Origin of the sequence: Selenomonas sp. oral taxon 137 str. F0430 (assembly GCF_000183625.1) — a bacterium.
Classification (GTDB): Bacteria; Bacillota; Negativicutes; order Selenomonadales; family Selenomonadaceae; genus Centipeda; species Centipeda artemidis.
In genome coordinates this window covers 21366-34088 of the sequence record NZ_AENV01000011.1, presented here as the reverse complement: position 1 = coordinate 34088, position 12723 = coordinate 21366, and the positions used below count along the sequence as shown (strand labels likewise).

General features: G+C 49.7%; 9 protein-coding genes. All 9 read left to right on the top strand.

What is annotated here, in order from left to right:
* Positions 1 to 4 precede the first annotated feature (4 nt).
* The 9 genes from HMPREF9162_RS08505 (at position 5) to HMPREF9162_RS08465 (ending at position 12720) form a co-directional block, all read left to right on the top strand.
* Entirely contained in the window at positions 5 to 571 is a 567-nt protein-coding gene (locus HMPREF9162_RS08505; RefSeq protein ID WP_009439091.1) for an HD domain-containing protein, read from the top strand.
* A complete protein-coding gene (locus HMPREF9162_RS08500) occupies positions 571 to 1476 on the top strand; it encodes a hypothetical protein (protein ID WP_254655379.1) in 906 nt (301 codons plus the stop codon). The genes HMPREF9162_RS08505 and HMPREF9162_RS08500 overlap by 1 nt, the downstream gene beginning before the upstream one ends.
* Positions 1477 to 1526: 50 nt before the next feature.
* Complete coding sequence (locus HMPREF9162_RS08495; protein ID WP_009439047.1) at positions 1527 to 2417, top strand: hypothetical protein; 891 nt, start codon at positions 1527 to 1529, stop codon at positions 2415 to 2417.
* 62 nt (positions 2418 to 2479) lie between these two features.
* Positions 2480 to 4288 carry a poly(ADP-ribose) glycohydrolase domain-containing protein gene (locus HMPREF9162_RS08490; RefSeq protein ID WP_009438982.1) on the top strand — a complete coding sequence of 603 codons (1809 nt, stop codon included), beginning with the start codon at positions 2480 to 2482 and terminating at the stop codon, positions 4286 to 4288.
* 127 nt (positions 4289 to 4415) lie between these two features.
* The gene (locus HMPREF9162_RS08485) at positions 4416 to 5513 is read left to right on the top strand and encodes a YifB family Mg chelatase-like AAA ATPase (protein WP_009439054.1); all 1098 of its coding nucleotides are present in this window, start codon (positions 4416 to 4418) and stop codon (positions 5511 to 5513) included.
* A 38-nt stretch (positions 5514 to 5551) separates the two neighbouring features.
* Positions 5552 to 6775, top strand: a complete 1224-nt coding sequence (locus HMPREF9162_RS08480; RefSeq protein ID WP_175282264.1) for a YhcG family protein — start codon at positions 5552 to 5554, stop codon at positions 6773 to 6775.
* A gap of 419 nt (positions 6776 to 7194) precedes the next feature.
* Positions 7195 to 8790 carry a restriction endonuclease subunit S gene (locus tag HMPREF9162_RS08475; protein ID WP_037350491.1) on the top strand — a complete coding sequence of 532 codons (1596 nt, stop codon included), beginning with the start codon at positions 7195 to 7197 and terminating at the stop codon, positions 8788 to 8790.
* A gap of 14 nt (positions 8791 to 8804) precedes the next feature.
* Positions 8805 to 11225, top strand: coding sequence for an N-6 DNA methylase (locus tag HMPREF9162_RS11780; protein WP_009438978.1), 2421 nt, complete (start codon positions 8805 to 8807; stop codon positions 11223 to 11225).
* Positions 11215 to 12720, top strand: coding sequence for a class I SAM-dependent DNA methyltransferase (locus HMPREF9162_RS08465; protein WP_009439065.1), 1506 nt, complete (start codon positions 11215 to 11217; stop codon positions 12718 to 12720). Before HMPREF9162_RS11780 ends, HMPREF9162_RS08465 begins: the two co-directional genes overlap by 11 nt.
* The last annotated feature ends 3 nt before the right edge of the window (positions 12721 to 12723 follow it).

Genomic DNA, 12723 nt, shown 5'->3' with positions numbered 1-12723 from the left:
GGATATGGAACTCATGGAGCGTTACGAGGTTCTCAAGGCAAAAGTCGTGCAGCGCAGAGAGGAGTTTCGCGCACTGATGGCGTATATTGAGCAGGAGACGGCTTATCTGACGGCACCTGCCTCGACGCGATACCATCTCTGCCGGGAGCGCGGATTGCTTGAACACAGCGTGAACGTTGCAGAGCATCTGCTGCAGATCAAGGCTGTGCTCGCCCCTGAGATCAGCGACGAGAGCTGCGTCATCGTTGCTCTCCTCCATGACCTCGGCAAGGCAGGAATGCCTGGCAAACCGCAGTATCTGCGCAGCGAACTGTCATCTGGTGAGCGCGCATCGCGCAGCCCATATCGTTTTAACCGCGACCTCCTCTATCTGAGTGTTCCGATTCGCGGACTTTATCTTGTGGCGAGCAGATTCCGACTGACAGAGGAGGAGGTACAGGCGATCGTCTACCATGACGGGCAGTATGTCGAGGACAATCGGAGCGTTGCCGCGCGGGAGGAAAAGCTGACGCTCCTCCTGCAGTATGCGGACAACTGGAGTGGATTCATTGTAGAGAAGGAGTGTGCATGATGGCACGCGGTGTAAGCAAAGAAAAGGTATATGCGGGAATCAAACGTCACTGGATGAGACTCAATCCAGGGAAAGAAGCCCTCTTCAGCGAGGAGAATCCATATTATCTACAAGACATGGGCAACAATCTGATTGAGCCGATGTATGACCGCGTGCAGCATTCCTACCAAGCGGGTGCGGGGCGTGAACTTGACAAGGATATGCGTGCACTTCACTCCTCTGCGGCAATGACGTACAATCTGTTTGGCAATCGTCCTGCGTATCTGTTTAATGGCGAACCTTACGACATCATGTGCCGTGCATATACTGTGACGTACGAAAAGCAGCTGACCGCACTCAATCCGGCTGCAAAAGCCCATCTCGATGCCTGTCTCTCTCGCAGAGACGAGCTGCTGCTTTTTGAGATGAAGATGACAGAGTGGCTGGCGAATTCGCATGACCCACTGCCGGTATCGTATTTGAGCAATGAGAAGCAATATCCTGACTGGGACTTGTTCGTTGGTCTGGAAATGACGCGGAATCTGTTTCATACAGAGGCGGGGGAAAAGGGCTATGCTCCGCTGGCAAAGCGTCTGGATACGGCGCAGCTCTTTAAGCATGTCTATGCGATCTACAATGCCCTCTTTTACACGGGGGAGCTTCCTCTTACAGAGAAGGTCAAACTCTCCCTCTGTGTATGGACCATCAGCAATCCTTCGTTCTTTGACGATGAGGCGGAGTATAGTCTCTATGTCAAGGCAGAGGAGGAGCTGCGTGAGGAGTTCGATGCATTTCGCTGGCGTCTTGGCGATCTGATCGGGATGATGGATGCGCGCGGTGTTCAATTCGATGTGGAGCTGATGACCGTGCGGGAACTCATATCCGCACTGCACAAGGAGAAATCTCTGCGGCGCTATCTTTGCTGATACTGTTATGGGAAGAAAGGACGGCTGAAATGAGAGCACTTGGCTCGAAAATGTTTCACGATCTGAAGAATTCGTGTGGATGTCTGAACGGACTGCTGAATCTCGTGCTTCAGGACGCAACGCTGGAGCTCGAAATGCGGGGGACATGTGCCAGTATTTACTATCGTGGAGGAAGTCTGCTGCGCATCGAGTGGAACGGAACGCAGTACGTGCTGCATTTTGACACGAACTATTGTAGTCATGGACAAAACCTTTCGGGACAGCCCTCCATTGCGGAGGCGATCGAACAGGTGCCGATTTATAAACAGGCGATGGATCGGTGGTTTTCAGAATATCCAAAGTACGAGCGTGAGTTTCAGCAGCTTGTTGAGCGCGATAACAATCGTCATGGGGAGATTTCTCATGCGACGGACTACTATATCGTCGACACAGAGTTTGTCTATGAGGATGCACGTTTTGACATGGTTGCCGTGCACTGGTCGTCAATCGGTGCGGTACGCAAAAACCTCCACGCGCCGAAGCTGGCTTTCATCGAGATGAAGTACGGTGATGGGGCACAGTCCGGTACATCGGGGCTGATGGAGCACCTAAGAGATTTTGGGCATTTTCTGAAGACGGCAAACCTCCCCGCCATCTGTGCCGACTATGCCGAGGTCTTTCGTCAGAAATGCGAACTCGGGCTGATTCCTGACATGAAGAACTTGCCGCACGATATTACAATCCAGAGTGAGAACATCGCACTGATTTTTTTGCTGGCGAATCATGACCCCGAGAAGAATGGTCTCCATACGATTGTGACAGGATTGCAGCCGTCTAACTATCCCTTCCCCGTGAAATTTGCGGCAGCCTCGATGATGGGATATGGGCTCTATGATAAGACGATGTACTCGATCGAAGAGTTTCAAACCTATCTTTTGCAGATACCGCTGCAGCGGAGGTGAGTTAAAGTCGGTTGACGTTCGTATATTCTTTTGTGATTGTGAAGAGAGAGGAGCTGTAGGGTATGAAGAGTAATGAAGAGCAGTGGCAGCAGTGGCGTAGAGAGCGCTTGGCGAAGGAGCGGATGAAACGGGGATTTGAGATGCGCCATGCCTTCGTGGACACACAGCGTCGTGTGTTGGAAGATGTGCGTCTGAGCCCGTATTCTTGTGCTATCACCGAGACGATACTCAACTCTATGAGTGACGATTATGAAGACCTTGATCTGAATGTGCCAGTCGTGCACTTTTGTGAGGAAGACGCATATAGCCGTACGATGGGGATGCAGTGTCTGGGGAGTTCCAGAGGGCGCAGGTTCCTTGGCATATGTGGGGAAGAGGCGCACATTTATGTCCAGACGGGGGAACTGGTAGACATCGCGCGAAAACTCTCCCTTGCGCATCCGGACAAGCTAGTTGTGGCGGTGAACCCAGGGTCTGCGACAAGCCCCGGCGGTTACGTTCACATCGGTGCCGACGGCGTGGAGGAAAACCTCTGCATTTGTTCCAATCTCTATTCGACACTTGTGGGCGAAAATATATGGAAAGCTTTTTACAAAAAGAATCTTGCAGACGAGGATGATGAGGCAACGAACGACTGCATCTATTCAGAGAATATCACGATCTTTAAGGAGGTTCGCGAGGGAGTGCCGCAGCCTCTCCCCGAGAGCGAGTGGGGATATGTCGACGTCATCACGTGTGCACCGCCGAATATGGCGGGCGGCCACATGAGTTCTCCGGCGAAAAGAGTGCTTACCCATGAGAAGGAAAATTCGTATGATATGAGTGACAGTCTGGTAAGAACAGCACTGTTCTCCTTGCACGTTCTGCGCGGCAGAGCGATTTGTGAGCGTGCTCGCTACCGGCTTGACGGGAAGAAAAGAGAGAGGATTCTTGTCCTTCCCGCCTTTGGCTGTGACTATCGGGAGAATCCGCCGGACATTGTTGCCGAGGCGTATGCCGCGCTCATGAAGACCTATGCGAAGGCATTTGACACTGTTGTATTTGCGGCAGGCGAGCATTGCGATGTTTTCCGCGAGGTATTTCAAACGCAGGGACTCACACTGCAGGAGTGCACGGATGAAGAGGCCCCCTCTGAGGAGTCGGAGAAGCTGCCGGAGCTGAATCTGTGGGCAGATGATGATACGGCAGAGGACAGGTTGGATCGTGACCCTCGAGGACTGCTTGCATCACATGAAATGGGTTATTTCTGTGATCCCAATGATAAATTTGATGATTTGACCTGTGACATCCGCATGACACCGTGGAATCCAGATGCACTGACCGAAATGAATGATGGATATACCATAGGAAAATTCTTTGACGGTACGCCCTTTGTTGTAGAGTCAGTTGATCGGAGTGAAGATCGTGGTTTCTTGATGTTCTACATGCGCCCGATTACAATTTATGAAGAATGGGGGCAGCGTGTCCATGTATTCGATGATGATCCTGAGCGGTTTGCCGTGGAAAGGCATGAAAAAGTGTGGGAGGAGGTCGACAGTAAACAGGATACGCTTTCCGTATGCTTAGTTCCGTCGGAGGAAGTCCTTGCGGCACGGGCATTTGCTGCAAGTATGAAGCCGAGAGAAATCTCCACAGATATGCGGAAATTTGAGTGCTACGTAAAATACCTTGCCGGATGGGATATACTGGTATCGCCGACGAATCGCTATCAGGGAGCACTCCAGTACCTGACCGATCGGTGGGGAGAGGATGTTGTCTGTGTGATGATCTCCCTGAAGGATGTATATACCTATATGAAGTTCTTTCTCTTTCGGCAGGAGCACGAGGAAATTGATTGGACTGCATGTATAATTGATTCTGATACAGAATGAAAAATAACAGAGATTCCATTCGTCACCTCCGACGTTTGGAATCTTTTCTTTTGCAAAGAATCATTAGGCAACTTCCACCATCCTGTGTTATAATTTTCTTATATTTGAAACGTAGGAGGGAAGGCCGTTGTTTGCAAAGACCTATGGTGCGACGACCCTCGGGATAGATGGACGGATTATCGACGTTGAGGTGGATGTGTCGCCGGGGCTGCCGGGCTTTGAGCTGGTCGGGCTTCCCGATACGTCGGTGAAGGAATCGAAGGAGCGGGTACGAACTGCGATTCGCAACTCCGGTATGCAGCTGCGGCAGGAGCGGGTTACGGTCAATCTCGCACCTGCCGATGTGCGAAAGGACAGTTCGGGGCTTGATCTGCCAATTGCGGTTGGTCTCCTTGCATCCTACGGTATGGTTCCCGAGGCGGCAGTGCAGAGTGCGCTTTTCTCGGCAGAGCTTTCCCTCGATGGGAACTGCCGACCGATCAGCGGCATTCTCCCGATGGCAATCACGGCGCGAGAACATGGGCTGACGGAGTTTTACGTTGCACCGTCGAATGCAGACGAGGCACTCCTGATTGACAGGCTGAAGGTCTATGCCGTCGAGAATCTGGCACAGCTTGTGCGTCATTTGACTGGCACAGAGGTGCTGACTCCTGCTGTGCCACAAGCAACAGAACAGAAAAAAGATGCTGCCTTCACCGATGACTTTGCGGACGTACAGGGGCAGTATCAGGCGAAACGTGCGCTTGAGATTGCGGCGGCAGGAGGGCATAATGTTCTGATGGTCGGTGTACCCGGTTCGGGCAAGACGATGCTGGCACGTCGGATGAGTTCGATTTTGCCGGAACTGACGAAGGAAGAAGCCATCGAGATCACAAAGATATACAGCATCTCGGGGCTGCTCGGCAAGGATACAGGGCTTGTGACCACGCGTCCCTTCCGCAGTCCGCATCATACGTCATCGACGGTGGCGATGATCGGCGGCGGGAGCATCCCGCGTCCGGGCGAGGTGACACTCGCGCATCACGGCGTGCTCTTTCTGGATGAACTGCCGGAGTTCAGCAAGAAGACACTTGAGGTGCTGCGCGAGCCGATCGAGGATCGCCAGATTACGGTGTCGCGTGCGAATGCGACGCTGACGTTTCCCTCTAGTATCATTTTGGTAGCGGCGATGAACGAAGTAACGTCAATAACGATACAATGTAATGATGATCGAGAGGCGGCGTGAAAACATTGATAATCCACGCTTTCACTGATTTCCTGTAGGTGAAGGCAGGGGAAAATATAGCATTAACTACTGAAAGGGACTTCTCTCTCAAGCCTCTGGAAGCCGATGTTTTTATGCACACTTGGGGGCGTTTTATTTTTGTAGGTGTGAGCATGAGCAAAGAATTAGCGAATATGGAAAGCAACGATCATTTGGTGGAGCAAATCGCCGCTCTTATTGAAAATGCCAAACAGCATGTTGTCACTGTGGTCAACTCCACAATGATCGTTACTTACTATGAAATTGGGCGCATGATTGTAGAGCATGAGCAAAAGGGGGCGCTGCGGGCGGAGTATGGAAAGAGCGTCTTAAAGGAACTCTCGAAAAATCTTACGAATCGCTTTGGCAGAGGATTCTCGGTAGATAATCTCGAGAATATGCGTCGTTTTTACATTACATATAGCAACGAAGTGATTTCCGAAACACCGTCTCGGGAATCGATCGCGCAGAAATCCGAAACAGCGTCTCGGATTTTTGAACCGCCTCCGACCAATTTGCAGACACTCTCTGCGCAATTCACGTTGAGTTGGTCGCACTATTTGTTCCTCATGCGCATCACAAATGACAAGGAACGTAAATTCTATGAAAATGAGGCTACAAACGAGCGATGGAGTCTGCGTGAGTTGAAGCGACAGTTCAACGCTGCTCTCTATGAGCGCCTGGCACTTTCTCGTGATAAGAAAGCTATCGCCGAGATATCCAAACAGGGCATGACTGTGGAACGTCCCGAGGACATCGTGAAAGATCCATACATCTTGGAGTTCTTAGGAATGCCCGAGGAGAGCCGCTATTCGGAGTCTGATTTGGAGCAGCGCATCATTGATGAATTGCAGCATTTTCTATTGGAACTGGGAAAGGGCTATACCTTTGTAGGTCGGCAGGAACGACTGACCTTTGATGAACAGCACTTCTATGTGGATCTGGTATTTTTCAATCGTCTGCTCCAATGTTTTGTCCTCATTGATCTCAAGATTGGAAGCATTACACATCAGGATCTTGGGCAAATGCAGATGTATGTGAACTATTATGACCGCAAGGTGAAACTGGCGACAGAGAATCCCACTGTTGGTATTCTGCTCTGCAAGGAGAAAAATAATGCCGTGGTAGAAATGACTTTGCCGGAGGGCAATACACAGATTTTCGCCAGCAAGTATGAACTTGTCCTGCCGGACAAGGATGCTCTTATGCAACTCTTGGAAAATAAGTTCAATGGTGAGGATTGATCTAGGTATAAGGGGAGTTGTGACTTTTCCAACATAGTAGAGTCAGTATTTTGTCTTTGGATCGACTTTTAATAAAGAAAATATGATGGATTCATGGAAACTGGCAAAAGGAGAGAAGGTCTTTGAACTTCCGGAAACATGGGTGATCTTCATTATTACGGACGGCACAAAAAAAGCAAGTAGTCGTTACCCCTATGACATGTCGTTGCGGTGGAAAGCATTACTACGATGGGCAATGTGAACTCTATCCCGGCGTCACTTGAATCGGTGATGCCGGGATATTTTCGTAATCCTTAAAAACGAAAACCAAAATAAAGTATTGAAATACCAAAATAAAATATCTTATTGACAGGCTTATAAAATACATGATATGATATACGCATAGAGTAAAGGTGTCGGTTTGATGAGGAGGTTGTCATATGAAGGGAGCAAGATACGAAGAATGGCTCTATAAGGGATGTTGCAACGTTCTTGGCAGTGCAGAGGAGAGAGTTCTTACAGCACTTTTTCTGATGAGAGAGACACGACGTGTATTGGGGGAGAGAGCGGGCAGCAGTTGCAATCAAGAAGTACAAAACATCATGTTTCGGCAGTGTGATCAGTGGGGACTGGATAATCCTTTTATTGATATAAATTCGTTGAATGAGATCTATCGCATGACAGATGGTATTGAAGATGTCGATTGGGAAGTAATGCTCTCTCTTGACGAAAGCGATCATCTGCATATTCCCGGCGAAATTTTCAAAATGATGGAAGAGCAGATACAGCCGGAAACAGAGCAGGTTTTGATTGCCGAGGGGCAGCGATTTGCGCCATATATCAAAGATATGGTTGAAAAATATGCCTACTGCTGCTATTTGTTTACGGTAGAGCGGGAGATCCATGTCATATTGTTGAAGGAAATTCTAAGAGCATACCCTCATACAGTCGTTCAGAAAACAAGTATCTACGAATACGAGTTCTTGCGGGAGAAATTTGATTTGATTATGTCCGTTCCGACAATGGGGAGACGCAATCGTGTGGACGATCTCAATCGGTTTATGTGTCGGGATTATGAGATGGTTGCTTTGGAGAATCTGCTTTTGCATTTGTCCTCCGCAGGCAAACTAGCCATTGTCATGCCTGCCAAGATCACCTTTGGAGGCGGCCGTATAGCGAATCTCCGCAATTTTATCCAAGAGATGTATTGTCTTGAAGAAATAGCGGAACTCCCAGACGGCATATTTGTCGGTACAGGAGTCAAGACGCATTTGTTCGTTATTTCTGCGGGAAAAACAGAAGATGTCACGATTAAGCGGTACGGATTTGATCAAGGGAAAAACCGTGTATCACGGGAACTGGTTTTGCTCAAGGATTCCTTCGTTGTGTCATCGGAACTGTCGGAGCAGGGAGATTGGAACGTTGATAAACTCTTTGCTCGACAGGATGAGGATTGGCAACGGTTTATGGAAAAGGACAGCCGTATCAAATTAAAGGAAGTGGCGCAGGTTTTTCGCGGAAAGAACATCTCCCGTAAGGATGAAAACGGCAATGTTGGCGTTGTCACCATATCAAATGTCGGCGAGTATGTCATTGATTACGACGGCTTGGATCACATCAGCGAGGTTGAGCGTAAACTTACGAGCTATCTATTGGAGGATGGCGATGTGCTGCTTACGGCAAGAGGGACAGCGACGCGCAGTGCCGTGTTTCACCGGCAGGATTATCCCTGCATTGCTTCAGCGAATATGGTTGTCATTCGTCCACGACAGGATTTGCTGGACAGTACCTATCTCAAGATGTTTTTTGACAGTCCCTTAGGCGGCAAAATCCTGTCCTCGGCGCAGCAGGGGACGGTAGTGGTGAACTTGAGCTTTCGGGATGTGCAGGAGGTCGAGATACCGCTTCCTGCCATCCATGAGCAGAAGAAATTGACAGAGGAATACGAACGGGAACTGGAAGTGTATCTTTCAACGCTAAAAGCCGCTGAGGAACGGTGGAACAATACGTTGGAAAAATTACAGGCACGGCTGTAAAGGAGGCAGGGCGAATGTTAGGAGCCATCGTCGGAGATATTGTCGGCTCCCGCTTCGAGTGGGACAATCATCGGTCGAAGGAGTTTGATCTTCTTACCTATAAGTGTTTCTTCACAGATGACAGTGTTATGTCGCTCGCATTGGCACAAGCGATCTTGGAGAGCAAACCCGACTACAGCGACCTTGCGGAAAAGTCCGTAGAGTGTATGCAGCGTATCGGCAGAAAATATCCTGACTGCGGTTATGGCGGTCGTTTTTATGGCTGGATGTTTTCTGATGAACCAAAGCCCTATAACAGCTTCGGTAACGGAGCCGCTATGCGTGTCAGTGCCGCTGGGTTTGCTGCTGGAAGTATGGATGAAGCCAAAATGCTCGCTGAAAGAATCACTGCCGTCACACACAATCATCCAGAAGGTTTGAAAGGGGCGGAAGCTACCGTGGGGGCTCTTTATATGGCGCGGAGCGGCAGCAGTATTTTGGAGATACGGGACGTTATTGACAAAAATTACTACCCCATGAATTTTACGCTGGACGGTATTCGCGATACATACCAGTTTAACGAAACTTGCCAAGACACCGTACCGCAAGCACTTATGGCCTTTTTCGAGTCCACGGGCTTTGAGGATGCCATCCGAAATGCCATTTCCATCGGTGGTGATAGCGACACCGTTGCTGCCATCACTGGAGGAATTGCCGAGGCTTATTACGGCATCCCGTCCGACATACGAAAACACGTACTCACGTTCCTGGATGAAGAGCTTTTGCGGATTTTAATGAATTTCGAGAACAAGTACCCGCCCGTTATGGAAAAGAACATGGGCAATATGCGTGTTCCCGTAAAACGTAGCAGCAAGCGAAAAGTCAACGGAGAAAATAGAGCCGAAATCATGCAGGCATCGCTTGTTGCCGCCGAGGAGGATGTGAAAGAAGCTGCTCCCGTACCGGAAGAAACGACCAGTGAGCAGCTCTTCAATCACCTTTTTGGGGCGTGTAATATTCTTCGGGGACCGATCAATCAGGATGAGTTCAAGAGCTATGTCATTCCGATTCTCTTTTTCAAACGCATCTCCGATGTATATGACGAGGAGTATCAGGATGCCTTGGAGGAATCCGGAGGTGATGAGGAATATGCCTCCGCTGAGGATATGCATTCCTTTGACATTCCCGAAGGCTGCCATTGGGATGATGTGCGGAATGTCAGTGAAAATGTAGGCAGGGCTATCGTGAATGCCATGTCGGGCATTGAAAGAGCAAATCCGCTTACCCTTTCCGGCGTGTTCAGCAGTTTTGACGACGGTACATGGACGAACAAAAACAAACTGACGGATGAACGTCTGAAAGACCTCGTGGAGCATATGTCCAAGGTGAAGGTGGGAAACAAAAACTACACTGCTGATATCATGGGTGACAGCTACGAATATCTCATCAAGAAATTTGCGGATATGTCCAAGAAGAACGCCGGAGAATTTTACACGCCTCGTTCCATCGTTAAGCTTATGGTGCGTCTGCTCGATCCGCGCCCGGGAGAATCGGTGTACGATCCGGCCTGCGGCACAGGGGGAATGTGCATCGAATCCATCCATCATATGAAAAACAGCAAACTGACCTACGGAAAAATCTATGGGCAGGAGAACAACCTTTCCACCTCCGCCATTGCCAGAATGAACCTCTATCTCCATGGCGCAAAGGATGTGCAGATTCGGCAGGGTGATACCCTTCGGAAACCACTTTTCCTCGAAGGCGGCAAGCTCAAAACGTTTGACTGTGTGCTGGCCAATCCTCCCTTTGGAATGTCGAAATGGGGGGCGGATGTATTCGATTCCGACCAGTACGGAAGAAACATCTGGGGCTGCCCTACGGATGCCAATGCTGACTTTGCATGGCTGCAGCACATGATAAAATCCATGGATAAGGACAACGGTCGCTGTGCGGTGGTTCTGCCGCAGGGTGTACTTTTCCACGGCGGTAAGGAGGGGAGTATCCGTAAGGAAATCATCAAAGCGGATTTGCTGGAGGCTATTATCACGCTTGCCAGCGGTGTCTTTTACAGTACGGGCGTGTCTGCGTGTATCCTTTTCCTCACGAAGAAGAAGGAGCATAAACATAAAGGACGTATCTGCCTCATCGACGGTTCGGAAGTCTATACGCCCATGCGGGCGCAGAATATTCTCTCGGATGAAAACGTGGATACGCTCTATCAGTTTTACGCAGACTACGAAGATGTGATGGAACGCTGCAAGGTGGTTACCATTGCTGATGTCGAGCAGGGGGGCTTCGATCTCAATGTGAAGCGTTATATCGAAAAAAAGCCGCAGAAAGTAGTGCCGCCGGAGGTCGTACGCCGTACTTATTTTGAAACACTCGAAAAGGTACGTTCTGCAGAGGAGAAAATGCAGCGGCTTCTGATGAAAGGGGGGTATGTCCATGGAGAATAAAATAACACTCTCGGAACTGGAATCCTATCTCTGGGGATCGGCGGACATCCTTCGCGGGAAAATGGATGCCGGCTCTTACAAGCAATACATTTTTCCATTGCTCTTTTTCAAGCGTCTGAATGATGTGTACGAGGAAGAAACCGCCAAGGCTGTCAAAGAAAACGGTGAAGAGGCTGCCGAATGGGACGAGATCCATAGCTACAGAATCCCGGACGGCTTCCATTGGGACGATGTGCGAAATGTTCCATCTGACGTGGGCAAGGCAATCGTCACAGCCTTTCGCGCGATGGAAAAAGCCAACAGCGAGAAGCTCACTGGCATCTTTGGCGATGGCACATGGACAAACAAGAATCGCCTCCCGGACAGGCTCTTAAAGGATCTGATGGAACATTTCAGCAAGTATACATTGTCTCTGGAAAACTGTCCGGAGGACGAGCTTGGGCAAGGCTATGAATACCTTATCAAGCAGTTTGCCGATGACAGTGGACATACGGCGCAAGAGTTCTACACCAACCGTACGGTGGTACACCTCATGACGGAGATATTGCAGCCCAAATCCGGCGAATCCATCTATGACCCTACGTGCGGCAGTGCCGGGATGCTGATTTCCGCTATTGCCCACCTTAAGCGGTCGGGAAAGGAATGGCGAAACGTGTCCCTCTTCGGGCAGGAAATCAATCTGCTGAGTTCCGCGATCGGGCGTATGAACCTCTTCTTGCACGGCATCGAGGATTTTGAAATCGTAAATGGCGACACGCTTGCCAATCCTGCCTTTACGAAAAACGGAAAACTCCGCCAGTTCGACATGATCGTTGCAAATCCGCCCTATTCCGTGAACCAATGGAGCCGTGCGGCATTCGAGTTCGACAAGTACGGCAGGAATATCTTAGGCGTGCCGCCACAGGCCAGAGCCGATTATGCGTTCTTTCAGCATATTCTCGTGAGTATGAAGGACAAGACAGGACGCTGTGCGATCCTGTTTCCGCATGGGGTGCTGTTCCGCAACGAGGAGCGGGCAATGCGGGAGAAGCTGGTGCACTCTGATTGGGTGGACTGCGTGATCGGACTGGGAGCAAATCTTTTTTATAATTCCCCCATGGAGGCGTGCATTGTCATTTGCCGCACAGAGAAGCCTGATACGCACAAAAATCATGTGCTGTTCATCAATGCCCTAAACGAAGTGACGCGCAAAAATGCGCGGAGCTATTTGGAGTCGCAGCACATCGAGCGGATTTCCAAGGCATACAACACCTATAAAAGCGAAGAGGGCTTTGCAAAGAAAGTGTCCATACGGGACATTGAGAAAAATGACTTCTCGCTGAATATTCCTCTTTACGTGCAAGTAACGATGGAGGAGACGAAAGAACAAGACACACGAAGTGTGCAGGAGTGTTACGATGATTGGTATGCGTCTTCGTTGGCACTCAGAGATTGCTACGACAACTTGAATGTTTTGTTGAAGGACAATTGCGAGGAAAATACGATACCATTTTGAGAG